This is a genomic window from Paenibacillus sp. P2(2022) (assembly GCF_029522175.1).
GTDB lineage: Bacteria > Bacillota > Bacilli > Paenibacillales > Paenibacillaceae > Paenibacillus > Paenibacillus polymyxa.
This window is the reverse complement of the sequence record NZ_JAKWFI010000002.1, coordinates 332,370-357,905: the sequence shown is the minus strand read 5'-3', so window position 1 is coordinate 357,905 and position 25,536 is coordinate 332,370. Positions and strand designations below refer to the sequence as shown.

Annotated in this window: 26 protein-coding genes; 12 read left to right on the top strand and 14 right to left on the bottom strand. The window is 45.7% G+C overall.

Going from position 1 to position 25,536, the window contains the following annotated elements; genetic code table 11:
- Window positions 1-135: 135 nt before the first annotated feature.
- The gene (gene infC, locus MMB75_RS08850; protein ID WP_019686800.1) at window positions 136-651 is read left to right on the top strand and encodes a translation initiation factor IF-3; all 516 of its coding nucleotides are present in this window, start codon (window positions 136-138) and stop codon (window positions 649-651) included.
- A gap of 56 nt (window positions 652-707) precedes the next feature.
- On the opposite strand, the gene MMB75_RS08845 is transcribed toward infC, so the two are convergent.
- Window positions 708-1,010, bottom strand: a complete 303-nt coding sequence (locus tag MMB75_RS08845; protein WP_031463177.1) for a hypothetical protein — start codon at window positions 1,008-1,010, stop codon at window positions 708-710.
- A 98-nt stretch (window positions 1,011-1,108) separates the two neighbouring features.
- Here MMB75_RS08845 and MMB75_RS08840 point away from each other — a divergent pair, with 98 nt between their 5' ends.
- Together MMB75_RS08840 and MMB75_RS08835 are read left to right on the top strand one after the other, a co-directional pair.
- Window positions 1,109-1,879: an ANT(4')-I family aminoglycoside nucleotidyltransferase gene (locus MMB75_RS08840; protein WP_045243957.1), complete on the top strand. Its 771-nt coding sequence runs from the start codon at window positions 1,109-1,111 to the stop codon at window positions 1,877-1,879.
- A 443-nt stretch (window positions 1,880-2,322) separates the two neighbouring features.
- Complete coding sequence (locus MMB75_RS08835) at window positions 2,323-2,871, top strand: hypothetical protein (protein WP_045243958.1); 549 nt, start codon at window positions 2,323-2,325, stop codon at window positions 2,869-2,871.
- 106 nt (window positions 2,872-2,977) lie between these two features.
- Here the strand turns inward: MMB75_RS08835 and MMB75_RS08830 are convergent, their stop codons facing one another.
- Complete coding sequence (locus MMB75_RS08830) at window positions 2,978-3,361, bottom strand: DUF423 domain-containing protein (protein WP_019686797.1); 384 nt, start codon at window positions 3,359-3,361, stop codon at window positions 2,978-2,980.
- Between the two features lie 219 nt (window positions 3,362-3,580).
- On the opposite strand from MMB75_RS08830, the gene MMB75_RS08825 reads away from it, so the two are divergent.
- The 3 genes from MMB75_RS08825 (at window position 3,581) to MMB75_RS08815 (ending at window position 6,719) form a co-directional block, all read left to right on the top strand.
- Window positions 3,581-4,054: a hypothetical protein gene (locus MMB75_RS08825; RefSeq protein WP_045243959.1), complete on the top strand. Its 474-nt coding sequence runs from the start codon at window positions 3,581-3,583 to the stop codon at window positions 4,052-4,054.
- Window positions 4,055-4,086: 32 nt separating this feature from the next.
- Window positions 4,087-4,938 carry a DegV family protein gene (locus MMB75_RS08820; protein WP_019686795.1) on the top strand — a complete coding sequence of 284 codons (852 nt, stop codon included), beginning with the start codon at window positions 4,087-4,089 and terminating at the stop codon, window positions 4,936-4,938.
- 155 nt (window positions 4,939-5,093) lie between these two features.
- Window positions 5,094-6,719: an S-layer homology domain-containing protein gene (locus MMB75_RS08815; protein ID WP_045243960.1), complete on the top strand. Its 1,626-nt coding sequence runs from the start codon at window positions 5,094-5,096 to the stop codon at window positions 6,717-6,719.
- A 70-nt stretch (window positions 6,720-6,789) separates the two neighbouring features.
- Here the strand turns inward: MMB75_RS08815 and MMB75_RS08810 are convergent, their stop codons facing one another.
- On the bottom strand, window positions 6,790-8,379 hold the full coding sequence (locus MMB75_RS08810; protein ID WP_039276946.1) for an amidohydrolase: 1,590 nt from the start codon (window positions 8,377-8,379) through the stop codon (window positions 6,790-6,792).
- Window positions 8,380-8,426: 47 nt separating this feature from the next.
- On the bottom strand, window positions 8,427-9,128 hold the full coding sequence (locus MMB75_RS08805; protein WP_045243961.1) for a 4'-phosphopantetheinyl transferase family protein: 702 nt from the start codon (window positions 9,126-9,128) through the stop codon (window positions 8,427-8,429).
- A 226-nt stretch (window positions 9,129-9,354) separates the two neighbouring features.
- On the opposite strand from MMB75_RS08805, the gene MMB75_RS08800 reads away from it, so the two are divergent.
- Window positions 9,355-10,821 carry an RICIN domain-containing protein gene (locus tag MMB75_RS08800; protein ID WP_045243962.1) on the top strand — a complete coding sequence of 489 codons (1,467 nt, stop codon included), beginning with the start codon at window positions 9,355-9,357 and terminating at the stop codon, window positions 10,819-10,821.
- Window positions 10,822-10,928: 107 nt separating this feature from the next.
- On the opposite strand, the gene MMB75_RS08795 is transcribed toward MMB75_RS08800, so the two are convergent.
- Window positions 10,929-11,444 carry an acyl-CoA thioesterase gene (locus tag MMB75_RS08795; protein WP_014599583.1) on the bottom strand — a complete coding sequence of 172 codons (516 nt, stop codon included), beginning with the start codon at window positions 11,442-11,444 and terminating at the stop codon, window positions 10,929-10,931.
- Window positions 11,445-11,543: 99 nt separating this feature from the next.
- Window positions 11,544-12,092 carry a helix-turn-helix domain-containing protein gene (locus MMB75_RS08790; RefSeq protein ID WP_045243963.1) on the bottom strand — a complete coding sequence of 183 codons (549 nt, stop codon included), beginning with the start codon at window positions 12,090-12,092 and terminating at the stop codon, window positions 11,544-11,546.
- A gap of 233 nt (window positions 12,093-12,325) precedes the next feature.
- Between MMB75_RS08790 and MMB75_RS08785 the strand changes: the two genes are divergently transcribed.
- The 3 genes from MMB75_RS08785 (at window position 12,326) to MMB75_RS08775 (ending at window position 14,789) form a co-directional block, all read left to right on the top strand.
- Window positions 12,326-13,564, top strand: a complete 1,239-nt coding sequence (locus tag MMB75_RS08785) for an MFS transporter (RefSeq protein WP_017426681.1) — start codon at window positions 12,326-12,328, stop codon at window positions 13,562-13,564.
- Between the two features lie 176 nt (window positions 13,565-13,740).
- Window positions 13,741-14,466 (top strand): AzlC family ABC transporter permease, encoded by a 726-nt coding sequence (locus tag MMB75_RS08780; protein ID WP_045243964.1) that lies wholly within the window; start codon window positions 13,741-13,743, stop codon window positions 14,464-14,466.
- Complete coding sequence (locus tag MMB75_RS08775; protein ID WP_045243965.1) at window positions 14,463-14,789, top strand: AzlD domain-containing protein; 327 nt, start codon at window positions 14,463-14,465, stop codon at window positions 14,787-14,789. The genes MMB75_RS08780 and MMB75_RS08775 overlap by 4 nt, the downstream gene beginning before the upstream one ends.
- Window positions 14,790-14,795: 6 nt before the next feature.
- Here the strand turns inward: MMB75_RS08775 and MMB75_RS08770 are convergent, their stop codons facing one another.
- From MMB75_RS08770 to MMB75_RS08750, 5 genes are all read right to left on the bottom strand, one after another.
- Window positions 14,796-15,530, bottom strand: coding sequence for an ABC transporter permease (locus MMB75_RS08770; protein WP_016820478.1), 735 nt, complete (start codon window positions 15,528-15,530; stop codon window positions 14,796-14,798).
- A 13-nt stretch (window positions 15,531-15,543) separates the two neighbouring features.
- Window positions 15,544-16,251 (bottom strand): ABC transporter permease, encoded by a 708-nt coding sequence (locus MMB75_RS08765; protein WP_016820479.1) that lies wholly within the window; start codon window positions 16,249-16,251, stop codon window positions 15,544-15,546.
- On the bottom strand, window positions 16,248-17,171 hold the full coding sequence (locus tag MMB75_RS08760; RefSeq protein WP_016820480.1) for an ABC transporter ATP-binding protein: 924 nt from the start codon (window positions 17,169-17,171) through the stop codon (window positions 16,248-16,250). The genes MMB75_RS08765 and MMB75_RS08760 overlap by 4 nt, the downstream gene beginning before the upstream one ends.
- A gap of 145 nt (window positions 17,172-17,316) precedes the next feature.
- A complete protein-coding gene (locus MMB75_RS08755; RefSeq protein WP_258957375.1) occupies window positions 17,317-18,252 on the bottom strand; it encodes a sensor histidine kinase in 936 nt (311 codons plus the stop codon).
- A gap of 131 nt (window positions 18,253-18,383) precedes the next feature.
- Window positions 18,384-19,103, bottom strand: coding sequence for a response regulator transcription factor (locus tag MMB75_RS08750; RefSeq protein ID WP_016820482.1), 720 nt, complete (start codon window positions 19,101-19,103; stop codon window positions 18,384-18,386).
- 163 nt (window positions 19,104-19,266) lie between these two features.
- Between MMB75_RS08750 and yhbH the strand changes: the two genes are divergently transcribed.
- Together yhbH and MMB75_RS08740 are read left to right on the top strand one after the other, a co-directional pair.
- A complete protein-coding gene (gene yhbH, locus MMB75_RS08745; protein WP_031463169.1) occupies window positions 19,267-20,433 on the top strand; it encodes a sporulation protein YhbH in 1,167 nt (388 codons plus the stop codon).
- On the top strand, window positions 20,430-21,875 hold the full coding sequence (locus MMB75_RS08740; protein ID WP_016820484.1) for a SpoVR family protein: 1,446 nt from the start codon (window positions 20,430-20,432) through the stop codon (window positions 21,873-21,875). The genes yhbH and MMB75_RS08740 overlap by 4 nt, the downstream gene beginning before the upstream one ends.
- A 68-nt stretch (window positions 21,876-21,943) precedes the next feature.
- Here MMB75_RS08740 and MMB75_RS08735 read toward each other — a convergent pair whose 3' ends face one another.
- From MMB75_RS08735 to MMB75_RS08725, 3 genes are all read right to left on the bottom strand, one after another.
- Window positions 21,944-23,125, bottom strand: a complete 1,182-nt coding sequence (locus MMB75_RS08735; RefSeq protein ID WP_017426672.1) for a hypothetical protein — start codon at window positions 23,123-23,125, stop codon at window positions 21,944-21,946.
- 113 nt (window positions 23,126-23,238) lie between these two features.
- Window positions 23,239-24,822, bottom strand: coding sequence for a sensor histidine kinase (locus tag MMB75_RS08730; protein WP_016820486.1), 1,584 nt, complete (start codon window positions 24,820-24,822; stop codon window positions 23,239-23,241).
- Window positions 24,819-25,505, bottom strand: a complete 687-nt coding sequence (locus tag MMB75_RS08725; protein ID WP_016820487.1) for a response regulator transcription factor — start codon at window positions 25,503-25,505, stop codon at window positions 24,819-24,821. The genes MMB75_RS08730 and MMB75_RS08725 overlap by 4 nt, the downstream gene beginning before the upstream one ends.
- Window positions 25,506-25,536: the final 31 nt, after the last annotated feature.

Genomic DNA, 25,536 nt, shown 5'->3' with positions numbered 1-25,536 from the left:
AATGATAATCATTATCAGTAAAAGAGTATAGGGGTTAGTGATTTTTGTCAATAAGGATATATTGAAGTTCAATTGAATCGCACATAGGTTCCGTATATGATAGTTTTATCATTGTTTAAGGGAGGCTACATTGAAGTGGCAGTATTAATCAACGAGCAAATTAAAGCTGACGAGGTGGTGCTCACCGGACTCTCAGGGGAGAAGCTCGGCGTTGTTTCCAAGTCAGAAGCCTTGGCTATGGCCCGATCCAAGGGAGTGGACCTGGTCTGCACCTCACTGATGAGTAGTCCGCCACCGTGCAGCTTGGTTGCAAAGGGCAAAGGAAAAGCGCTTGTGCAAAAAAAAGCCGCAGCAAGCAAAACAAATAACGGCCAAGCCGCAGGAAACCATGGTAAAGAAAAGGTCAAGGAGCTTCGCTTCACCGCTCACATTGAGGAGCATGATTACGACACGAAGCTGCGTCAGGCGGACAAACAACTCCGTTCTGGTAAACCGGTACAGTTGGTCGTTAAGGCCTCAGGCGCAAAAGAAGCACCTGTCGCCAAAGCGGTGCTGGAGCGTCTACTGGGCGATCTGAAGGAAGTCGGTGTAAAGGAAACTGGAATCCAGACGGGCGGCAAGGGCTCACAGGTGAAATTAAACCCTCGCTGAATGGCGAATCAGTAGATTGGACAAATCTCTTAGTTCGTACGATCAAACACTTCACCTTAGTCCTCTAAGCCTAGTTCGGCTATAAGAAAATCAGCCTGATCCATTTTCATCTGTTTCTTTTCTTGGCTGTAATCCCATCCGAGTGCTATAGCATATTTAATGATACGGGCACAAGTATTGGGTTTATGAAGGTTGATGGACCAGCTCCCCTTCCATGAAAAGCTCACTTCAAAAAATGAAGTTTTGGAAGAGTATATTCTAAGACTGACAAAATCTTTGCTAGGCATTTCATTAATCACACAATGAAAAATAAAATTATTGACCGTAATGTTTTTAGTTCTCTTAACAAAGGGCTTCATAAGTCACCACACTACTGATAAAATAGATGTTTTCACTTGTCGCTATTTCCCCACAGCACTCCATACCATGCTTGCTAAAAACGGAGGGAGAATCACAAATGAACATGAATGGACCTGTCCACATTTCCCGAAATGAGAGGCTTCAGACGTGCCATGAAATAGCTGCTAGGTTACATGAAGTATACAAAGACAAAATTCTAGCTATAGGGGTCTATGGCTCTGTTGCCAAAGGTACGGACGGCCCTTTCTCAGATATTGAAATGTTTTGTGTACTAAGTGAATCCAGCGCTCCCGTAGATTTTAGCCATGAATGGTCGGCGGGTCCTTGGAAAGCCGAGGTGAACGTCTGTAGTTCAGACATTCTTCTGAAAACCGCCTCTACTGTTGAGGGTACGTGGCCGTTGACACATGGACCTTTCTTTTCCCCACTTCGTCTGTATGATCCTAAAGACTTTTTTTCCATATTAAAGGAAGCTGCCGAATCCCCAACAAAGGAAGATTTCAGGCATGCAATCAACGAAGTGCTTGTAGGTGAAATGTATGAGTTTATTGGAAAGCTTAGAAATGTCACTATAAATGGCCCTCGTACCTACTTGCCGTACTTGATCATGCAGTTTGCCCAATATGGAGCTATGTTAGTTGGGTTACACAATCAGAAGCTTTTCTCAACGGGCTCAATGGTTCTACCAGAAGCACTGGAACTGCCGGATCGTCCAGAGGGATTTGATCATCTAGTTAAGTTGGTTATGTCCGGAGATTTAGCGGAACCAACAAAGATCATTTCAGTCTGTGAAAATTTCTGGAGTGGTCTTGTGAGTTGGGCAGTCGAACATGACTATCATATTCAATCACAACGAATCCCATTTTGATTGAAAATACCATCCACTTTATTTTTTGCTTACTATAATATACCATGTTTTCGATATGCCAAATCCCTCTTTCGTTAAGGGGGATTTTAATTTTTTTCTCGGCGGAAAAAGATCCTTAATGAAGATATGCCACGCTATACTTTTTTGTAAAATATTTAAAATTCAAATTACTTGATTTCATTCCCCACCTCACTTATTCTCGGTATATGCATACTTTAGCTCTATTAATTCTTCTCATATACAGTCCTCATTCATGTACACATATGCTAAAATGTACATTTCCTGTGGATTCAGAAAAAATTTAGCGCATAGGGCTTTATATAGAACTTATTTTTGCTAATGTCCAACAACAGGGCCCTAGGCCCTATGACAGATTACATTTTAATGATATATTGATAGGTACTACAAAAGACTAATTACCCAGGGCTTGGGCTGGAGGATGTATGAAAAAGGAATCAAATCAAGACGAAACCAGTTATTTATTTAATGTTGATGTATTAGTTAAAGGTCGTTCGAACGTAGAGGCCCTTCAGTTCCTGCTTCATCTCTTGAGCCAAAACGAACAAATTGCGGATAGTCGGATTCAATCCGGTATCGAACTTGGTAATTTAATTGAAGCTGCATTGTATCTAAAAAAACAGTCGGCCGTTAATAGCCCGTCTGATGCAGCCGCTACGCTTGCGGAAAAATTCTCCAAAAAGAAATCAGCCGCAATTACGAACAAGACACCCGCTATTCAAGAGATCAAGCAATCCCACGTACAGCCAAAGCCTGCAATACAACAAGACCTTAGTACGTACGAATGGATTAAACGCTATATACATGATAATACGCTTGTACGGTTAATCGTGAACCGCTACGGCGGACAGCGCAGCATTCCATGCCGCATACTCAACCTGGACCATGATAATAACCTGCTGAGTGTGTATCATGTTGATGAGAAGCAAGTGTACTCCTTTAAAATGAATGAGATTGATGAGATCACATCGTAAATGTAATATCTCACTAGAAACAAGTAAGCATGAAAAAAGAGAATCGGTGGAAAAGCATGGCGTCTTTCCTATCGATTCTCTTTTTTAAAATGGGGCAATGAGCTTTCTAATTCTCTTTCTTTGGACCGGCAGCAGCCCATGTCAACAATATCCATCCTGCAATAAAACACACGCCTCCTAATGGGGTGATCGCACCCAGCACACGGATTCCGGTTAAACTTAGCACATACAGGCTGCCGGAAAATAAAATGATACCCGTGAACAACAGACGCGCAGCCCATCTTAAGCGGGTCGAAGGGCCCCACTGTCCGGCAGCCAACGCAATGATCAGCAATCCGACAGCGTGAATCATATGATATTTCACACCGGTTTCATATACGGCCAATGCATCCGCGTCAATCCGTGCTTTTACAATGTGCGCCCCGAACGCTCCAATGGCTACCGCCAACATCATCATTATAGATCCTACCATAATCCATCTTCGTTGCATGTTTTTTATACTCCTTTTCCCTGATCCTTTTACCCGAATGTTCTTCTTATTTTATCGGAACAGCATGAAGTTTACCAGCCAGTGTGTGTAAACAAACCGCATACAAAATTCGATGATTAAGCTCTGTCTATTGGAGGGTAATGTGTAAAGTGGCTTGCTTTTTTGTTTATTTTGTGGAAAATTAGTACCTGTTCGGACTATGTTCAAGGAGTTGAAAAAATGAGTAACCAAGATCCTAATTTGCAAAAGCCTGCTGCGTCTGAGGAGCACCCTGTTTTTTCAGAAGCTCCTGTGTTCCAGCCTCCGGTCAAGCTCAAGCATTCCGGTCCCGGAATTGCTTCTTTTATTATGTCGCTCGTCAGTCTGATCGGATATATTATTCTGGCTATTATGGTCATTAATCTGATGGCTCATTTCAGCCAATACCAAACTATGAACCCGGAAGTCGCCTTGCAGCAAACCGGAACCATGCTGATTCCCTTTATTTTTTTAGCCAGCCTACTGCTCAATTGTAGCGGACTTGTGGTCGGAATCATCGGCATTGCGTTAAAAAACCGTAAGAAAACCTTTGCTATTATTGGATTAATCATTAATGCACTCATTATTGTAGGCTTTATTGCACTACTTGCCCTCGGTCTCGCCATTCCGAATAGCACGGCGGATATTTATCCTTCGTCTGTGCAATCTTTATGATTTTTCTGCATCTCACAGAGAGGATTTAATGTATGAACAAAATTAAAATTTTTGCAGACAGTACCAGTGATGTTCCTGCTCACTGGCGTCAACAGTACGAGATTAGCATTGTACCATTGTATACCGTATTTGGTGATGAAGCATTGCAAGATGGGGTGAACATTCACCCGGAACAATTATTTCAGCGTGTCAGCCGCGAGGGACGCTTACCTCGTACCGCCGCACCTTCTCCGGCAGATTTTATTCAAGCCTTTACGCCCTACATAGAACAAGGAGAAGACATTTTATATATAAGTCTGTCCTCCGAGCTATCATCGACGTACCAGAATGCGCTGCTCGCTGCCTCCGAATTTCCAGAAGGTCGCATTACGGTTTTTGATTCCCTAAATCTGTCATGCGGCTTTGGCCTGCTTGTGATGAAAGCTGCTCGCGCGGCAGCAAACGGTAGTACGATAGAGCAGATTGTAGACATGTTGACGGCAACCAGACCGCTAATCGACACGGAATTTGTGATTGATACACTCGAATATCTATATAAAGGCGGAAGATGCTCAGGCATGCAAAACCTGATCGGCAGTCTGCTCAAAATTCGTCCGGTAATCAAAGTGATTGATGGAAAAATGACGCCTGCCTACAAGGTCCGCGGCAAACGTGAAAAAGCACTGGAACAAATGCTGCAAAATGCCCTGAACCAGCGGGATTTGATGGATAACGATATGATCATTGTCGTGCACGCTCTGGCTGAGGAAGATGCGCTGATGTTGCAAGCACGTCTGAAAGAGGAAACGAACGCACAAGAGGTACTGTTAACAACAGCAGGCTGTGTTATATCCAGTCATTGTGGTCCACAAACGATCGGTATTATGTATGCCAAAAAAGCATAGTTTATCCAATATCAAACCTGTTACCCATCGGTAGCGGGTTTTTTGGTATTTTTCCAGCAATTTAGCAATGAATAACCTTCCTCTTTTTGATAGTATTATTCGTCGAGTAACAATATATACACTTACAATCTATCATAAAAAAGAAGGTTATTGGGATGAGTTCCAAACGATCGCGTTGGCTAACCAGGTTTACTCTATCGGCAACTACAGCCATTACAATATTCACAGCATTCACTTCATACTTAGCTGCCCCGGCAGCAGCAACCGGCGTAGCTTTTCGAGATATTTCACACAGCTACGCCTATCAGTCTATTATTTCCCTACACGCTAAAGGAATTTTGAACGGTACACAACCTGATTACTTCTCACCTAAAAAGGCCGTTACCAGAGCTGAATGGGTTACCGCATTGGATCGTGTCCTCGCTCTGGAGCCTGTACAAGCAGCTGTCTCCTCCTATAGGGATGTTCCCAAGCAAGCGTGGTACTACGGTTGGATCGAAGCGGCTTCGCAGCTCGATATCGTACAGGGAGGAACGTCCGGCACATTCCAACCCAACAGTCCTATAACCCGGCAAGAAGCAGCCTTAATGATTGCACGTCTCATCCGCTCTTCGGGCGGATCAGGTAGCACCCCATCCTCTTTCACCGATCGTGACGAAATTGCAGATTGGGCTCTTGAAGGGGTAACCACCGTGAATCGTTACGGATTTATGAAAGGTGGAAATAACTATTTCCACCCGGCATCTTCTCTCACTCGTGAAGAAACAGCGGCACTATTGGAGCGTCTGCTGACGTATTCAACACAGCATGCTCGCCAAGCTGCTTCCACTGCTTCTTCCATTCGATTAGGCTGGCAATATGACCAAACCGTTCAGCAATTTGAAAATACGGTGCTTCAATCCAACATCAACACCCTGTCACCACGCTGGTTTTTTCTGAACGAAACGGGCAGTATCAGCGATTACACTAACTCTTCGCTGCTTTCCTGGTCCAAACAGCATCAAAAAAAAATTTGGGCTATGGTGGGCAACCGTTCCAACCTGGCGTTGACACACCAAATTCTGTCCAGTGAGGTTCTACGGGCTAAAACCATAACTCAGCTTGCCAATGCTGTGTCTGTACATGGTTTAGACGGGCTTGTCATTGATTTTGAAAATGTAGATGGCCAGGATCGTGCCTATCTTACATTGTTCGTCCAACAATTAAAAGCGAAGTTGAAAAGTCAAAATGCAGTACTGGCGCTCTGTGTATCTCCTGATTACGGAACGGACTGGACTGCCGCTTTTGATTATCAAAAGCTTGGCGCTGCTGCAGACTATCTAATCCTGATGGGATATGACGAGCATTGGGGGGGGAGCTCGATCCCCGGCTCCGTGTCCTCCCTGCCATGGCTGCGTGAAAGCGTGCGGCGCTTTGTACAAACCACCGATCCGGAAAAAGCAATTTTGGCGCTGCCGTTATTTACACGGAATTGGACACTTAACGCTAACGGGCAATCCATCGCTTCCTCTGATATTTCACTAGATCTGCAAAATCTGCTGGTGTCCCGTATCTCCTCCAAACCGATCTGGGACGAGGATATTCAGCAGTATACCGTGTCTTACAAAGATACTCAGCTTCATAAGCTATGGCTGGAAGAAGGGCGATCCATCACTCGTAAGTACCGCTTGGGTCAGGATCAAGGATTTGCTGGCTTCGCCTACTGGTATCCAGGCGGCGCAAGCTCTGATCTGTGGGTCAGTGTGAAAAATGCGGACCGCTTCATACAGCGTGGCTTGTAAAAGTCAAAAGCCTTCAACCTCACGTAAAAAGTGAAGGTGAAGGCTTTTGCCATACATACGTATTACCAGCCTACGACCGGTATGCAACTTGCCCGTTCACAACGGTCATTCGTACCTTAACATCAAGCAAAGCTTGGTGACTTTCCGATACATCGCGGTCAATAACGGTAAAGTCAGCGGCTTTGCCTTCAGCGATTGTCCCTCTTTCATCAGCTTCCCCAGCCGCTACTGCGCTTCCCATAGTAAACAGATGAATGGCTTCGTGAACATCCAGCTTCTCAGCGGGAAGATAGCCCTCATGCATTTCTTCCGGCTTGGCGCGAGTCACTGCCGCATGTATACCCAGAAATGGGTTTAGGGGCTCGATCGGCGCATCACTGCCTCCAGCACACGGAATGCCTGCTTGCAGCAGCTTTTTCCAGGCATATAAATACTCGGTCCGTTCTTTCCCAACTCGATCCAGCACCCAGGGAAAATCACTTGCGACAAAACGAGGCTGGATGTCTGCAATCAGCGGCAGCTTCGCCATTCTTTTAACCAAATCAGCCCGTAGCACCTGCCCATGAATCAGACGATCCGGCAACCCGCTTTCCTCCGTTAGTCCATGGGCCTCCATCGCTGTCAAAATCATGTGCGCCGCCCCATCTCCGATGGCATGTACAGCCACTGGAAAGCCTGCGGCTCTGGCTGCTGCCACCATCTGATTCAGCTCTGGCTGTGGTTGGATGGCCATTCCACACGTATGTGGAGCATCACTATAAGGTTCGGATAATAAAGCCGTTCTTCCACCAATAGCGCCGTCAGCAAATATTTTAATCGCACCGATTTTGAACCACTCATTTCCAGTACCTGCACGCAGCTCTTGTGCTTTCACTTCTTCCATAAATGGATGATAGATGAGCTGGTGTGTGCGAAAAGCAAGACCTTCTTCTCGCAGCTCCTTGTAAATTCGCTGCATCGTCTCTATGCTGCCCAAAAAACGTAAATCCTCCGTGTGCGCAGCAGTCAGACCCAGCCGTAGCGCATCCAGACAAGCTCGCCGGATCGTATCCTTCTTCGCCGAATAATCCGGCTCTGGCTGCACGCTTGTAAAGGCAAAGGATGCTTCCTCATAAATCAATCCATTTAACCGTCCCTCTGCGTCTCGTCCATAGGCTCCTGAAGCCGGATCAGGGGTGTTCTCGTGAATACCTGCACGCCGAAATGCCTCTGAATTGGCCAAAAACGTATGAAAGCACGTACGAGTCAGATATACCGGGTGCTGATCTGTAATGGCATCCAGCTCAGCTATATTTGGAATTTCAACAGGAATAAACGCGTTTTCGTTCCAATTAAGTCCTAAAATCCACTCTCCCGGCGGTGTTACAGCGACCCGCTTGCGCAGCATAGCCAGCATCTCGTCCTTGGAAGTAGCTGATGTGAAATCCAGCATAGCCAGCTTCATACCATGCATAGACAAATGCATATGGGCATCAGTTAAGCCCGGCAGTACATTGGCACCCTCCCAATCCACCGTCTCGTACTCCTTACCGGACAACTGCAATTCAAGCTCCCGGGCATATCCAATGGCCTGTATGCGGCCATGCTGTACAACGATGGAGTCTCCTTTGGAAGCCCAGTCCCCATATAACCTGCCGTGCTTGAACAAAACGAATGTCAACGCCACTCATCTCCTTTTCTCCAACTATATGCTTGATCTGCTGCATATTACGCCAAGGTTGCCACTTCCAAACGTAGTGTATTTATATCTACCTGCTGTACCTCCTGCGCAAAGTGATCATGAGCTGCACAGACAGCCATTTTATAATCTGGGTCTAGCTCATTATATTGCTTAAAGTGACAATACTCTGTAGTAAAACCCTCTGTCGTGAAACCTATAGACGGTCGTGCTTCCAACTCGAATGAAAAAGACTTTAACGGCAACGTCAGCCCCTGCCCTTCGGCCTTCACAAAACTTTCCTTGAGCGTCCAAAGATCGTAAAAATAGTCTAAACGACTCTCTGCATCCTGCTGCATTAATGCATCGTACTCTGCGTCTGAAAAGCATACCCTGCCTACCTCAAAATCAATAGGACGGAGCTGTTCAATATCAATACCAAGCGGGTGATCATCAATGGCGCATACTACCCATTTTCCCGAATGGGAAACATTAAAATGGAATGCCGGCGCATTCAACAAGGAGGGCTTGCCAAAAGCATTGTATGTAAACTGAAGGCTGGCATTTGGTATTTTTAATTGCCGACAAACCAACCACCTTAACAGCACATCGGCGTATAACCCCCTCAAAGCGTCTTCTCGATGTAAAAAACGATCCAACTTGTGCTGTTTTTCCAGTGAAACCTGATTTACCAGTAATTCATAATGTTCCTCAGCCTCCGGCTTGCTTGTATCAATCGCGTATATTTCCATGGTCGCCTCCTGTATACCTAATGGATATTAGCCAGTTTGTAACACTCACCAGTCGATTGAAGTCTGTTAAACTAGGATGACACTTGCCATATACATGGTCAATATACTACTCTAGCACTTTCAATTCAATATGGATACAATTGGGATAAGCAGCTCTATCAAAACTACTTCATAGACCCTATTAATGAAAGCGCTTTAAAATAACCATACAGAGGAGGACGAAACAATGAAATATGATTTTGCCCGCTTGCTGTGTATTATGCTCACTATTTTGCTTTCGTTAAGCATTTTTCAGATGTTTTCACCTAAGATCGCTTCAGCTGCTTCAGCGAATGTAGTAAATGGCATTCAGTTTAAAGATACAGATGGAAACGTGGTCCATGCCCATGGGGGCGGGATGATTAAAGTGGACGGTTATTATTATTGGTTTGGTGAAAATCGTAATCCGAATGGAACATTCAAGGCGGTCTCCGCCTATCGTTCCTCTGATTTAAAAAATTGGGAGTTTCGTAAAAACGTGCTGACCAGCAGTTCGGCCGCAGAGCTGAATGTATCGAATATTGAACGTCCGAAAGTGATTTATAACGAAAAAACACGCAAATACGTATTATGGATGCACAAGGAAAACGGGATTAATTACAACGAAGCCCGAGTGGCAGTTGCCTCATCCGATACTGTAGACGGAGATTATACGTATCAGGGCAGCTTCCGTCCGCTAGATTATGATTCGCGCGATATGACCGTATACAACGATAACGGTACTGCATACCTGATTTCGGCTACCCGTGTAAACGCGGATCTGAACATTTATCGTCTGACACCGGATTTCCTTCAAGTTGAATCGCTGGTGACTACACTTTGGCCAGGACAATATCGTGAAGCTCCAGCGATGTTCAAAAAAGGAGACGTCTACTTCCTGATTACATCCGGGGCAACCGGCTGGAATCCCAATCAGGCCAAGTATGCTACCGCATCGAGCATTGAAGGAACCTGGAGCAATACGATGAACTTCGGGGATAGTACAACCTATGGTTCACAGTCGGCTTACGTCATTCCTGTTGAAGTTACGCAGACGACCTCGTATCTGTATTTGGGCGACCGTTGGGCTGGGGCGTGGAGCGGTCCTGTGCAGGATTCTCAATATGTATGGCTGCCGCTGCGTTTTCCAACCGCGACCTCATTAGCTATGGATTGGTTCGACAGCATCAGCATTGATACTGCCAGTGGTGTAGTTGAGGGCGTAACTACGCCGATGGTCATCGACCCGGATAGTTATTATCAGCTGGTAAGCCGCAAGAGCAACAAGCCGCTAGGCATCATTGGCAATGCGACGACAGACGGAGCAGATTTAGAGCAGCGTGCGAATTCCGGAGCGCCAAACCAGCAATGGCAGCTTAAGGATGCAGGCGGCGGATATTATAAAATTGTGAATCGGAACAGCGGGAAGCTGATTGGTGTTGAAAGCGGTGCTACAGCAGACGGCGCAGTTATTGAACAGTGGAATGATGGAGGCTGGTCCAGCCAGCATTGGCAGCTCGTATCCGTAACCGGAGGCTATTATAAGCTGAAAAATCGGGCAACGGGCAAGCTAATCGACATTTCCGAAGGTGCCACTGCCGATGGAGCCAAAGCCATTCAATGGGGCGATAATGGCGGGACGAACCAGCATTTCCGTGTAGTCAAAGTGGAATAGCTCAGATCCTTATCAAAAGGAGCCGTCATCCGAACAGATCGTAGTGATCTCTAACGGAAAACGGCTCCTTTTTATGCTAAAACGGTAAAATGGGGATGTCTAGTACACTACACTTCCCACGGAAAATCTGTCGTCAGAAAACTAGCCAGCTGCTTGCTTTCTTCCCTCCGCTGACGCCGTATGGCTGCGCGCGATGGAGCCGTCTGGTGTAATTGTATTTGCTCCTCTGTTTCCGGAATCACCTGTGGGACGGTCACTTTACGATTGTTCTCGTCCAATGCCACAAAGGTCAGGAAGGCGGTAGCTGCAATTTTGCGATCGCCAGTCATCAATCCCTCGCGAATCACTTTTACGAACACCTCCATCGAGCTGCGGCCTGTCCAAGTTACGAACGCTTCCAGCGTGACAGAATCGCTCGGGTGGATAGGCAGCAAAAAATCTACCGAATCCGTCGAGGCTGTAACTGTGTTCGTACGGCACAGCTTGGCGGCAGCAATAGATGCGATATCGTCGATATACGACATCAATCGGCCTCCAAAGAGCGTGTTATGATTGTTGATATCGTTGGGAAATACTCGGGACGTCTTAAAGCAGTAGGTTTCTCGGATGTACTTGCTTTCCATGGGTTCTTTCCTCTCTTTTCCTCGTTGCTCTCTTTTTATATCTCAGGATTTTGCAGAATCCTGTGTGGAAGTCTGTTGTAGACTATGTTAATCATCCCACTAATCCGCATAATAAATCAATACATAAAAATCGGCATCCTCATCCGAATCATTACGATAGGTATGGATATCAGATCCTTGAAATTGTACGGCGTCCCCTGCACTCAGTTGGAGCTGTTGCCCCTGCATTTCAAAGTACATTTCCCCACGGATCATGAGAATCGTTTCCTCTCCCAGATGCTCTTCTGCCTTGTGTGTAAAGCCTGGCTTCAGACTTACCGTGAATATCTCGAACTTCTTTTCCGAGTGATACGGGAAGACAGGGTAAACAAAATAGTTACCGTCCTCATCAATAACTGGATGCAGATCTGCTCTACGAATTTTGGTGATTTGCGGCGGGTCTTCCTTAAGAAAGGTGGAGAAGGATACGTGCAAGCCGTTCGCAATCTTCCAAAGTGTGGTTACCGTAGGATTAGATTTCCCCTTCTCAATTTGAGCCAGCATCCCTTTGCTAACCCCTGTCAGTTCAGCCACCTTATCCAAACTAAGTCCTCTAGTTTTCCTAATTTGAGCCAAATTAGAACCAATAATATATTGCATTGAATCCACCGAATTATACCTCCTCGTATCCCAAAGTCTATATATGAAGAATACACAAAAGTGTCCGCTGTAGCTATAATTTACTGTTGACATTAACTATAAATGTCCTTAAACTTCACTTACTAAAACGTTTTTCAAAACTATTGTAATATCCTGAAGGGGGCCGCTATCCTGTGACTTTTTCATCCCTGAACACCCAACAGGCGAGAAAATCAACGTTGACTATCTAGGAGGGACTAAATTTGAATCCGCAAACCCGCAAGTCCCGCCACATGTACATGATGCAGCTGGCGACAATTTTTATTGGCTTTATTGTATTTGGTATCTCGGAAAATATAAAAGGTCCTGCCATTCCACGCATTCAATTCGACTTCAATCTGGATGAACAGCAGCTCGGAACATTGTTGTCTCTAAACGCACTTGGTTATTTGATTGCCTGCTCGTTCACCGCTGTCCTTGTCCGTAAGTGGGGAATCAAGGCGGTCAGCATCATTTCTTTTGCTTCCATGATCATCTCGGGAGTGTTCATCTACCTGTCGCACACGTATCCGTTCTTCGCTTCGTCCTACTTCTTGATGTATATCGGGAACGGCATGCTGGAGATTGCACTCGCAATTTTGGGGGCGAGGATTTTTGTGAAAAATACCGGCACGATGATGAATTTGTCTCACTTTTTCTATGGGCTTAGCTCAACAGTCGCCCCTTTGCTGGCGACGGGAGTCATGTCACTGACGGTATTTGGGCATACGCTAGACTGGCGGGGAATGTATCTGGCTATGCTGTCGCTCTGCCTGCTGCCGATTGTGGCCGCGCTGCTCAGCACCTTCCCGGGAGACGATCTGCAGCATGAGGAACGGACCTCACTCAAGACCCTAACCCGCGATCCGGCACTCTGGATGATGGTAATGATCCTGTCGTTTGGAGTAGTCTCTGAGCTCGCAGTTGGGGGCTGGCTAGTTAACTTTTTAGAGAAAGCGTATTCATGGAGCACGGTGAAGGCGTCCAGCATGCTCTCAGCGTTTTTTCTTACCTTCTCGTTGGGGCGCCTGTTGCTTGGTCCGCTCACAGACCGGATGGGGTTTGTACTTTCGACGATTCTATTCTCCGCCTTCTCAGCGATATGTACGTTTGCAGCAATCGCGGGTGGGGAGAGACTGGCGTTTCTCTTTGCCGCATCGGGTGCCGGCATTGCAATGATCTATCCGACCGTGATGGCGTTCATAGCACGGAGATATCCGAAAGACAGTGATACAGCTATTACGTTCGTCGTCACGCTGATGGGCATAGGTAGTGTCATTGGCAACTATGTGATCGGCTGGGTAATCGAAGGGGTCAAGATAGTCTACGGAGCAACCACTGAGCTTGGCATACTGCGCGGGCTTCAGGCGGGATATGGAGTTATTGGTCTATGTGCAGCCATCTGCGCGGTCTCGGGAATGATCCTCTACGGATATCTGAAAAAACGGCAGGAGCTTATATAAGTCACCACCTTAGGGTTGTCCCATAAGTCATGAACTGACTGGGGCGCCCTTTTTTTACGAACTACTTGTTCGCTATAGGGATTATTCAATATAACATACAATTGTATAATATATTGATACTTCGCAATTTCCGTTATATACTATTATAAAATTTATACACTGGGGGTAAGGTTAACATGTCCATAGCTTCGGAATTGAGCGGAACGAAGCCCGATTCACTGAGCGTTTTACAAGGGGTTAAAGATTGTATTCCTACACTGCTTGGTTATGTATGTATTGGATTCGCAGCTGGCATTGTGGGCGCTTCATCAGGGGTTAGCACCATGGAAATTGGTCTGATGTCAGCGCTTGTATACGCAGGCGCCTCCCAGTTTATTATGTGCTCGATGCTGGCGGCAGCCAGTCCTCCGTCTGTCATTATTTTAACGACATTTATTGTGAATGCTCGCCATCTGCTTTTAAGTGCGTCATTGGCTCCTTACTTTTCTAAATACTCACTGTGGAAAAACATAGGCATCGGTATCCTTTTGACGGATGAATCCTTTGGGGTAGCGTCGGATAAATTGGCTAAAGGCGGGCAGGTCAGTGACCGCTGGATGAACGGACTTAATATTACGGCTTATCTCGCTTGGATTGCTTCCTGTGTGGCTGGTGGAGTGCTAGGGAATTGGATTTCCCAGCCGGAAGCATTTGGTCTAGACTTTGCCTTACCTGCAATGTTTCTGGCCCTACTCATTTCCCAACTCCAAAGTGTCCAGACCTCCAAACTCAAGCATCGCCTGCTGCTTGCGCTATGTATGGCCGTTCTAATGTACCTTTTGTCCTGGTGGGTGCCATCACATATCGCAGTCATTGTAGCGACCATGATCACCGCAACGATTGGAGTGTTAACTGACAAATGAATATTAGTCCCAATGTCCTGTATATCATTATCGGCGGCATGATTGTCACGGCAATTCCGAGAATCATCCCCTTCGTCGTGCTGCAAAAACTGACGTTGCCCAAACCTGTGTTACAGTGGCTGTCCTACATCCCCATTTGCATCTTCACGGCACTGGTCATGGAAAATATGCTCGTACGAACTGAAACCTCGGTCACTCTTAATGGACAAGTGCTTATAGCGGTCCTTCCTACGCTGGTGACCGCTTTGTGGAGCAAAAATTTGCTGGCTACTGTGGTTGTGGGTATTGTGAGTATGGCTGTAGTTCGAGTTTTGTGGTTGTAATACTAGCTACAGCCAATCCCTATTCACAAACATCTTTCTTCCAGCAAATAGATAGGCTAAAAACGTAAAAAGTACAATCAAACCAAGACTATAAGGCTCAACTCTAGGAGCATAGCTCGCTGTTTGCGGCAACATGATATAATAAGGAATCGTAAAAGGAAACCATGCGCCTATGGAAGAGTGAAAGCCTGTCATAACAATATTAGGCACCACACAGCAAATAGCCATTCCTAGTGAAGCTCCAAAATTGCGAATTTTCACCGAGAGCATAAGCTGGAGGGCTGCCAATGGTAGAATCCCGAACCACCCTCCCCATCCGGTAGAAAGGACGAGCAACCAAGGGATTTTTCCTGGAGCACCTGCTATATACCCACCTACAAAATATCCTACTATGAATGTAAGCTGATCAAGAAACAGGATGAGAATGAGCAATATATATTTTGCATAATAGATTCGCTGACGGGGATATGGACTGCTCAATAAAATCTTCCATCCCCCGTCTCGATGTTCGTATGCGCACAAAAGAGAAGCGATAATTCCACAATAAAGCGGATAAAAAAACATCGAGTGAAATTGCGCCGCATAGGTGTATAGCATTAACCAGCTAGGCTCATAAAACTGCTTCAAATCGTTCAGTTCCAGGACTCCCATTAAAGAATTGATAACCGCATCTAATATAATGAGAATCCATACCATGACCCATTGAAGCTTCATCGCTTCCACGCGTAAAATGGATCCCATACTTCTCCTCCTCCTATTTGAATTCATGCTTTCTAAACTGTAGAGTACCGAGTCCTGTGAAGATGACCCCTGCACATAAAGCAATGATCACCCACATTACGTATCCCTTAATTAGAGGACTTGATAGAGCCGGATACGACCAAGGTAATAATTTAATCCAAAGAATACTGGTTCGTGCCAAAAACAAGCTGGCAATAGAACCAAATATGCCAAATGCTAACGGGAATGCCTGATTAGTAAAAAGCGTAGACAACCAAAGTTGAATTGCAAGTACAGGCAGAGTAGCCAAGCTGGCGTTAATCGGCTGCAGCAGCATAACTCGCCAAGGAATGGGCTCGTTTGTATACAGCACCCAGATGAGACTCATCCCTGCTATCGTAATCAAGGCAGTACCAAACTGCAGAATCACAATCCAAAACATTTTGGATAAGTAGATGTAGCTTCTGGGAACCGGCATGGCCATAAGCTGCTTCCATGTTTGGGTATCATGCTCTGTACCCGCCATAATACTTGCTAGAAGTGTACCGCCAAGCAGCATCACGAACGAGATGAACATAAACATAACCGCAAAACCAGCATAGACTCCTCCCGGCCCCTGACGAAAGTAGAGATACCATTCCATGACAGTCATCCCTGTAAGGACACAGCCCTGTATTAGAGGAAGCCACCAGCATATTTTTTTCAGCTTATATCCTTCCGCCTTGATAACTTGGAGTATCATAAACTTCGCTCCTTACCCGTCAGCTCCAGGAATATTTCCTCCAATGTTTTTTTCTTCTCCCTTACCCGATAGACGGGGTGATTGTGCTCTACCAACACTTTGATCATCTCCGATGATTGTTGCCGATCCACAATAGGAGTTATGACCTCTTTTTGCTCCATGGATTCAGCTCCGGCAATCCATCCATGCTGCATCAGGGCTCCAGCAGCCTGAACAGGATTTTGGGTTTCAATGAATAATTGAGGCTTGCTTTTGTCTGTAAGTTCTTTCATCGTTCCCTGGAAAATCATTTCTCCTTGATTAATAATCCCTACATAGGTTGCGATCTGTTCGATTTCACTTAGTAGATGGCTCGAAACCAATACCGTCATTCCGTAAGCATCAGGCAGGCTCATAATTAACTCCCGAATTTCCTGGATACCAGACGGGTCCAAACCATTCGTCGGTTCATCAAGAATCAACAATTTGGGATCAGCAATCAACGCCATGGCAATTCCTAGCCTTTGCCTCATCCCCAAGGAGTATCCTTTTACCGGTCGATACGCATCTTTGCTTAATCTCACCAAATCCAGCACTTTATGAATTTTTCGGGTCGGCAGCCCACGTATTGTTGTAACGATTTCCAAATTTCGATATGCAGACAAATGGGCATAATAGGCAGGTGATTCAACCAGAGAACCTACATCCTTTAATATTTCCATGCGATGATCCTTGAGCTTTTTCCCAAAAATCTCAATCTCCCCAGATGTGGATTTAATCAGCCCGAGTAGCATACGAATCGTGGTCGTTTTTCCCGCCCCGTTTGGTCCCAAAAATCCGTAAATTTGCTTCTCAGGTACCTGGAGATTTATTTGTTTGACAAATTCTCGTTTTCCAAAACGCCTGGTTAGCTGCTGTGTATGTATTACATATTCAGACATTTCCTGATCTCCTCTCGACTTTTAATGCTGAAGTTTTAGTTACATACAGTTTACAGAAGGAAAGTTAACATCAGGTAAACAGTTCCTAAACAACAGGCAAAAAAACGAGCGGACTCCAAAATGTGAAGGCACAGATGTTAAAGAGTTACATATTTAGCGGCAAAGTAATTTCCACCCTGGTACCCTTTTTACTTCCCGGAAGAATATGAAGCGTTCCGTTATGAGCTTCAATAAAGCTTTTGGCAATAGATATGCCATGCTCTTTGGAATGAGACACCTGTATACATTCAGTTGGATTCATTCCTTTTCCATCATCTTCGATCGAAATATGAAGCTTATCGCTCTCTTTATTTACATCCATTGAAATATGTGTACCTGAAGGATTATGAATGATTGCGTTCATCAGAAAATTTTTCAGCGCTCTACCTAATAATTTACTATCGAAGGGCATGGTACATACTGCCTCCAATGCCATAAAAGAAAATTCGTACTGCTCGGCCGAAGGATGGTTAGCGATATCTATGACTGTATTGCGGAGAAACTCCACAATGTCCTCCTTCTTCAGCTGGATCGGCAAGGCACCCTCCTTGAGCTGCATAGAAGCATTCAAATCCTGAATTAACTGCTTCATTTCCGTTACTTTCTCACTGATAGCCATACTAAAGCTTCTTTTTTCTTCATCGGACCAATCATACTCTTGAGTAGTCAGCATGGCTGCATATCCTTCAATATAGGATAATGGTGTTTTGAGATCATGGCTTACGCCTGCTACCCACTGCTGTTTTCGCTTTTCTATTTCTATTCTCTCTTCCTCATTACTGCGCAATTGAGCAGATAAGATGTTCATTTGTTCAAAAACTTCTTTATACAATTGATACGGAGGCTTATAATTATTTCTCTGATTTTTTTTGCGCTCTGGCAGTTCTAGCTCACTTAGCGGTGCCTGGAATTCCCCTGTTGCTATATTTCCAATCCATTTAATTACATACACCAAGGGTTTGCCTATATACCATCCATAGACAACTATAAACACAAGGCTCTGCACGATTCCAAGTCCGATCCAGAAGAGATCAATATTCATATTATGAGATGTACCAAATGTACTTTTTATAAAAATATATATAACAGTACAGATAAGAAAACAAAGAACATAGGCTAGAGCAAAACATAATGTTACTTTTATAAAACGAAAGGACATCTTGACGAGAGAGTTCATTCTTGCTCCCCCCTCTTGACTGATATCATTTTATAACCTAGCCCTCTTACATTAACTAAAAATTGCGGGTGCTTGGGATCAGGTTCTATTTTTTTTCGCAAACGAGAGATATGAATGACTACTGTCTTTTCATCACCAAGGAAGGTCTCGCTCCATATTGCTTCGTATAGCTGACGCACACTGAATATACGGTTAGGATGCTTGCACAAAAATACCAGCAGCAGCCATTCACGTGCAGGACAATCGACCTCTTGGTCTTGCACATACAACACACCTGATTCCAATTCCAGACAAAAATATCCAAAATCTAAGGTTCGTAAGGCAGGCTTCATGTCCGCTGTTGTCACTTTTCGATATTTCATTCGAGCTTTCATACGTGCAACGACTTCCAACGGATTAAACGGTTTGGTAATATAATCGTCCCCACCAATACCAAATCCCATTAATTTGTCCAAATCTGTATCTCTTGCCGTCAAAAAAAGAATAGGAGCTTCTGTGTATAGACGCATCTGACGACACACCTCAAATCCATCACGATCAGGAAGCATAACATCAAGCACAATCACATCAATACGAGATTCCATCACGATTTGCAACGCTTCTTGACCCGTGGCTGCATGCTTAACATGTAGAAACCCTTCTTTTTTTAAAACTGTTGTCAGCATATCTCGCAGTCCCTGTTCATCGTCTACGATAAGCACTGCAATTTCTTCCATAACCAAGGTTCTCCATTCTTTTTTTACATTTTTTACTTTCATTATAAAAGCAAACGGGCAGAATTTAAATCGAGTTCCATCACATATCGTACATCCCCGTGAATATACTTAATAACCAACAAGGCCAAACTGTGCCGTGTATCCACTTGGGGGGTGCCTAACAATGACGGAACCACGCCAGCCATATTCATTCGTCGTATCCCGCGAAGATTGGTCGCTGCATCGCAAAGGGTACCAGGACCAGCAACGCCATCAGCAGAAGGTCAAAGATGTCATTAAGCAAAATCTACCCGATCTGATAACGGAAGAAAATATTATAATGTCGGACGGTCAACAGATTATCAAAGTGCCCATTCGCAGTCTGGATGAATATCGCTTCATTTATAACTACCAAAAGCAAAAGCATGTAGGTCAAGGGGATGGCGACAGTCAGGTGGGGGATGTCATCGGACGTGATCCTGCTTCCCAGAAGCCAGGTAAAGGTGAGAAAGCAGGCGACCAGCCAGGACACGATATTATGGAAACTGAAGTCAGCATAGAAGAACTCGAAGATATGCTGTTCGAGGAAATGGAATTACCGCATTTGCAGCAAAAAGATAAGGATCAAATTGAGGTTGAATCTATCGTATTCAATGATATACGTAAAAAAGGCATGCAAGCGAACATTGACAAGAAGCGAACGATACTCGAAAATCTGCGCCGCAACGCTCGTGAGGGGAATCCGGGCATCCATCATATTAGTCCGGACGATCTTCGTTACAAAACATGGGAAGAGAAAACCGTTCCCCAATCCAATGCTGTAATTATCGCTATGATGGACACCTCAGGCAGTATGGGATCTTTTGAAAAATATTGCGCCCGCAGCTTCTTTTTCTGGATGACTCGCTTTTTGCGTCGCCAATATGAAAAGGTGGAAATTGTCTTTCTTGCGCATCATACCGAAGCCAAGGAGGTTACGGAGGAAGAATTTTTTACTCGCGGTGAAAGTGGTGGCACAATCTGCTCTTCTGCTTATTTGAAAGCATTGGAGATTATCGATAAACGCTATCCTCCTTCGACTTATAATATTTATCCCTTCCATTTCTCCGATGGCGATAACCTAAGCTCAGACAATGAACGGTGTGTGAAACTAATCGAGGAGCTTATGAAGCGCAGCAATATGTTCGGCTATGGAGAAGTGAACCAATATAATCGCAGCAGTACACTGATGTCAGCCTACAAGAATATTAAGGCAGATCAGTTTATGTACTATGTCATCAAGGAAAAAGGTGAGGTATACCAAGCCCTACGCACCTTTTTTCGTAAACGGGAAGGGGGAACGGTGGGATGAGTACCGACCAGAAAGAGCTGGAATACGCGATATCAGAAATTATGGAGATTGCTGATGGATTCGGGCTCGACTATTACCCAATGCGGTATGAGATTTGTCCGGCGGATATTGTATACACATTCGGGGCGTATGGTATGCCTACGCGCTTCAGCCACTGGAGTTTCGGAAAAACATTTCACAAGATGAAAATGCAGTACGATTTTGGATTGAGTAAAATCTATGAGCTGGTCATCAACTCCAATCCCTGCTACGCTTTCCTGCTGGATGGAAATTCGTTGGTGCAAAATAAACTGATTGTCGCTCATGTGTTGGCGCACTGCGACTTTTTCAAACACAACGCCCGCTTCTCGGCCTCCAACCGCAATATGGTCGAGAGCATGTCTGCCACTGCAGAACGGATCAGCAGCTATGAAATGGAGTACGGCTCAAAGGCCGTAGAATCCTTCATTGACTCTGTACTGGCGATACAAGAGCATGTAGACCCACAGCTCATCAAACCAAGGCATCTAGATAAACAACGATACATGGAACTCAAAATCAAGGAGCAAAAAGAACCTAAAAAACACCAGCGTCCCATCGGACCTTACGATGATCTATGGTCACTGGACACAGTAAAGCAGCATGATTCGGCGGAGACCGAGGGGATCAAGGTACGCCAGTTCCCACCGGAACCTGAAAAAGATATTGTCTGGTTTATTCAGGAATTCTCCGAGGTACTGGAGGATTGGCAGCGGGACATCATGACGATGCTGCGGGATGAAATGCTGTATTTCTGGCCCCAAATGGAGACCAAAATCATGAATGAAGGCTGGGCCTCTTATTGGCATCAACGGATTGTCAGGGAACTGGATCTGACCGGGGATGAAACTGTTGAATTTGCCATGCTGAACGCTTCCGTTGTGCAGCCTTCCAAGCAAAGCTTGAATCCGTATTATTTGGGATTGAAGATATTTGAAGATATTGAAAAGCGATGGGATAACCCGACTCGCGAGGAGCAAGAGCGCCAAGGACGCAAACCGGGCGAGGGCCGAGCTAAAATGTTCGAAGTGCGAGAATTTGATTCGGACACCTCTTTTATACGCAATTACATGACCAAGCAGCTAACAGAGGATTTAGATTTGTACGTGTTTGAGAAACGGGGGCCGGATTGGAAAATTACCGATAAATCCTGGGAAAACATACGGGATCAGCTTGTGTTCTCACGCGTAAATGGAGGCTCCCCTTACATCGTCGTTGAGGACGGAGACTACCTGCATACGGGCGAGTTAAAGCTCAAGCATCAGTATGAAGGCATTGAGCTGGATTTAAAATATATGGAGCGCACGCTTCCATATGTATATCAACTGTGGGGGCGTACCGTTCATTTGGAAACGATGATTGAGGGGAAGCTCGCCTTATTTTCATATGATGGGAAGAAACATCATCGCAAGTTTGTGCAGTGACCCACAATCGAATAGCCAGCCTAATTTAAAAAAGGTACATTCCGAAGAAGGAAATGCGCCTTTTTTTACTACTTTTTCTTAAATTCGACGATGTAGCTCTGATTCAGTTGTTTTCCACCTTCCGAAATGTTCTGGTACATGGATAAAAACCGGGCGGAAGGGCTCCACACTGTTGGACTGTCATAGGATTGGATATCGGTCGTAACGGGAGTGGTTTTACCCGTGGATTGGTCAAACACATACAGCCCTCTCATTCCTTGCTGATCCTCATCATAAATGGAAAAAGCAAGCTTGGTCCCGTCGCTGGACCAGCTTCCACGACTCATTAAAGTCCCTTGACCCACGATCCCTTTCTCTTTGCCTTGTTCATCCAAAATGATCATACGGGCTGGTTCGGATGTATTCCATTTCCGCTTTTCAATGGCAATAGATTTACCATCAAGCGACACAGCAAAAGACATGGCCCCCTCTGCAATGGTCACAGCTTGAGGATGATTGAGAGAGAACCGATTCAGTACCGGATACCCTTGTTTATCATTGCCTGTATAAAATATGTCGTTACCCACCTTCTCGACATGAGCAATTAATTCTGAGTGATTCGGATCTTGAAAGCTTAGTTCTTCTGCTTTGCCGTTCAGACCAATCAGATGTATCTTACCGTCTGGTGTACCTGTAATGAGATGATCCTTATCGCCCCAGCTCACTTCGTTAGTCATGTCCAGCTGACCAACCGATGTAACCTTACCACTGCTGAGTTCTAAAATATAGCCCTGGATATCATACTTGCTGCTGGCACTGCCCTCCGTAAAAAACACATGGCGTTGATCCGGTGATACCACAGCAAGTAACTGTAGAGCGTTACGACCTGGTGTTAAAACTCGCTCCTTGTTGGTCTTTACATTATGAATCCATAACTGATTCTGGCGCTCCACAATCAATTCTTCATCACTCAGCCATGACCTCGCGTAGACATCTCCCAGCCTGTCGATGGACTGTACCACCAGTTCGTCCGATACTTGCTGCCGAGCTGCATCCATGTCAATCACAGTAAGCTTTTGCCCCGTTTTCATACCGGATGTTGGAATTGTCTCTCCTGCGCTTTTTATGCCGCAGCCGCTGAGCAATCCTCCAGCGATCAAGCCAGTCATGAGCAAGCCTGTGACTTTGTGTCTGAAAAAGCGTGCATAGGGATATTCGAGACGAGGAAAGCCGTTCTTTTGCCCGTAGCTGTCTAGGTTTTTCTTCATCATGTATAACGGCCTCCTTGTTAACGTTACCCCCAGCTTAATGCCTGAACATCTCGTGAATACATCGAATTGTTTCCAAATTGTAAATAAGACAACATTTTCAGTTCTAAAGCTATCTACTGAGAGCCATCATGAACCAACAGGGGGAGCCTGAGCGAAAATTCATTGCCACTTGCAACTGAATGACCATTGCTATTTTCCAACCCAGTACGGCCCGAAGCTGTAAGCTGCAACTCTCCACCCATGCGCTCCGCCAGTCTGCGTGCCAGAGGCAGGCCAAGTCCCGTACCACTGTCCTGGCGAGAACGATCACGGCTTAAGGTAACAAACGGCTCAAAAATCATGTCCCATTCTTCCCTAGGAATCCATGGACCGGAATTGCATATATACACTATCACGGTGTCCTTTTCCACTCGATTGGATAACGTGATCCAGCCTTTGTCCTGATTATATTTTACTGCATTATCCAGCAAATTCAGTACAATATGCATTAGATGCTTAGGATCTCCACACACCTTGGCTGGAATGGTATCCATCGAAAAATTTAGTCCACGCGCCGCAGCTTTCCCCCGGATTCGGCTACCTGCATCTTCGAGCAGCAAATGCAGCTCCACTTCCTCCGTATGTAATTCAAAATCGTATTTGTCCAGCACAGATAGTCTCAGTGAATCCTCGACAAGCTCATACAACCGTTTTGTTTCCTTACCGATACTTTCTCTGGCTTCACGCACCAATTCGGGATCATCCCCATACATATCCAGCAAATCAGCGTAAGCCTGAATAGAGGTCAACGGAGTCTTCAGTTCATGACTGATATTGCCAATAAAAGTCTTCTGCTGCTGCTCCAGCTCTCGCAAACGCTGAACTGCTTCTTCCAGCCGAAGCTTTTCATTCTCGAGCGCGGTAATACTAGCCCGGATCACATGACTCATCTGGAGCATCCCTTCATCCAGCCTTCCTAGCTCGTCCTGACGTCGCAGCAATCGAGCTTCTGGATAGTGCCCTGCAGAGATCTGCTCAGAAACGCGAGTCAGTCGTCCGATGTCCCTCGTCTGGCGGCTGACATAGCCTAAGCCCAGAACAAAGCTCAAGACCAGCACCGCACCTCCTGTCCATAAAAACAAGCGGGCGATCGCCCGGTAAAACTGCTGCTGCGCTTCTGTTGAGCTATGAAGCTGTACCACTCCCAGCAAGCCGTCCGGACCTTGCAGCGGAGCCAAATAAGTAACTGAGCTACCTTCCGTAATATACGCAATTTTCCCTTGGAGCGCATAAGAAAGCGCCTGGCCGACGTCTGTTCTATAAGCCAGTGGTAGAGAATTTCCGACCTCATCTCCCCGACCATCATATAAAATAACGCGCATATTACTGGATACGCCGAGCTCCACAGCAAGCTGTGGCGCTTGCTTTTTCATGAAGTCTTCGGGCGATTGGTGAACTCCCAACAGGTAAGACTGTTTTACGCGCATCTCCACGATTTCCGCCTGACGCTTTAAGCCGCGTTCCATTTGGTCTGTCTGATTAGCACGAATACCGGTAAGTACGAGCCAACTCAGCACACCGACAGTAAACAGCAGTAAAGCCGCCAGGACCAGCGGAAATTTCCAGCGCAGGCTCAAGCCTGTACGCTTACGTTTGCGCTTTGGCTGGTCAGTGGACTGCAAGCTTCCTTCTGGATGGAGTGAATGATGCTCGTTCACGTCATTTTCTCCGCCTTATAGCCGATTCCATACACGGTCTGTAGCATCGACTGGTGCGGCTCCAGCTTCTTGCGCAAGCGCTGAATATGAATATCCACCGTCCGCGTTCCCCCTGCATAATCGATGCCCCATACTTGTTCCAGCAACTCGTCCCGCGTATATACCCTTCCAGCATGGGACACCAGTAGCGCCAGCACATCAAACTCCTTGGGGGTCAGATCCAATGCTTTTGCTCCGAGTTCAGCCGTTCGACTGGACGGACGCACTCGCAACGGGTCCAGTATTATTTCCGTTCCTTCCGGCGCAGGCGCTCCTTCTCGTTCCAGTCTCCGTACCAATGCCTTAATACGTGCGAGCAGTTCTCTTAGGTCAAACGGCTTGCTCATAAAATCGTCCGCCCCCAACTCCAGTCCAAGCACCTTATCGACGATATCGTTTTTTGCGGTTAGCAGTAAAATACCGATGCCCTTTCGGCTTTCCAAACGGCGACACACTTCATATCCGCCCAGTTTGGGCATCATCACATCCAGTATGAGCACATCCGGGTGAAACAAACGCACTTTTTCCAATGCATCCTCTCCATCCACGGCAGTTTCCACCAAAAAACCTTCCCGCTTTAACGCATAGGCCAGTGCATTCCGAATACTCGCCTCATCGTCCGCTATCAGTATTCTTTTATCCATGTCCTTCCCTCCCTGCCTCAAAAAACGTTCG

Coding starts and splice junctions, on each gene's coding strand:
- MMB75_RS08815 (WP_045243960.1), top strand. CDS start 5,094: ATGAGTTCCAAACGATCGCGTTGGCTAACCAGGTTTACTCTATCGGCA.
- MMB75_RS08770 (WP_016820478.1), bottom strand. CDS start 15,530: ATGGGATCCATTTTACGCGTGGAAGCGATGAAGCTTCAATGGGTCATG.
- MMB75_RS08735 (WP_017426672.1), bottom strand. CDS start 23,125: ATGATGAAGAAAAACCTAGACAGCTACGGGCAAAAGAACGGCTTTCCT.
- MMB75_RS08805 (WP_045243961.1), bottom strand. CDS start 9,128: ATGGAAATATACGCGATTGATACAAGCAAGCCGGAGGCTGAGGAACAT.
- MMB75_RS08795 (WP_014599583.1), bottom strand. CDS start 11,444: ATGGAAAGCAAGTACATCCGAGAAACCTACTGCTTTAAGACGTCCCGA.
- MMB75_RS08835 (WP_045243958.1), top strand. CDS start 2,323: ATGAAAAAGGAATCAAATCAAGACGAAACCAGTTATTTATTTAATGTT.
- MMB75_RS08755 (WP_258957375.1), bottom strand. CDS start 18,252: ATGAATATTGATCTCTTCTGGATCGGACTTGGAATCGTGCAGAGCCTT.
- MMB75_RS08765 (WP_016820479.1), bottom strand. CDS start 16,251: ATGATACTCCAAGTTATCAAGGCGGAAGGATATAAGCTGAAAAAAATA.
- MMB75_RS08840 (WP_045243957.1), top strand. CDS start 1,109: ATGAACATGAATGGACCTGTCCACATTTCCCGAAATGAGAGGCTTCAG.
- MMB75_RS08775 (WP_045243965.1), top strand. CDS start 14,463: ATGAATATTAGTCCCAATGTCCTGTATATCATTATCGGCGGCATGATT.
- MMB75_RS08760 (WP_016820480.1), bottom strand. CDS start 17,171: ATGTCTGAATATGTAATACATACACAGCAGCTAACCAGGCGTTTTGGA.
- MMB75_RS08725 (WP_016820487.1), bottom strand. CDS start 25,505: ATGGATAAAAGAATACTGATAGCGGACGATGAGGCGAGTATTCGGAAT.
- yhbH (WP_031463169.1), top strand. CDS start 19,267: ATGACGGAACCACGCCAGCCATATTCATTCGTCGTATCCCGCGAAGAT.
- MMB75_RS08800 (WP_045243962.1), top strand. CDS start 9,355: ATGAAATATGATTTTGCCCGCTTGCTGTGTATTATGCTCACTATTTTG.
- MMB75_RS08750 (WP_016820482.1), bottom strand. CDS start 19,103: ATGGAAGAAATTGCAGTGCTTATCGTAGACGATGAACAGGGACTGCGA.
- MMB75_RS08845 (WP_031463177.1), bottom strand. CDS start 1,010: ATGAAGCCCTTTGTTAAGAGAACTAAAAACATTACGGTCAATAATTTT.
- MMB75_RS08825 (WP_045243959.1), top strand. CDS start 3,581: ATGAGTAACCAAGATCCTAATTTGCAAAAGCCTGCTGCGTCTGAGGAG.
- MMB75_RS08780 (WP_045243964.1), top strand. CDS start 13,741: ATGTCCATAGCTTCGGAATTGAGCGGAACGAAGCCCGATTCACTGAGC.
- MMB75_RS08740 (WP_016820484.1), top strand. CDS start 20,430: ATGAGTACCGACCAGAAAGAGCTGGAATACGCGATATCAGAAATTATG.
- MMB75_RS08830 (WP_019686797.1), bottom strand. CDS start 3,361: ATGCAACGAAGATGGATTATGGTAGGATCTATAATGATGATGTTGGCG.
- MMB75_RS08820 (WP_019686795.1), top strand. CDS start 4,087: ATGAACAAAATTAAAATTTTTGCAGACAGTACCAGTGATGTTCCTGCT.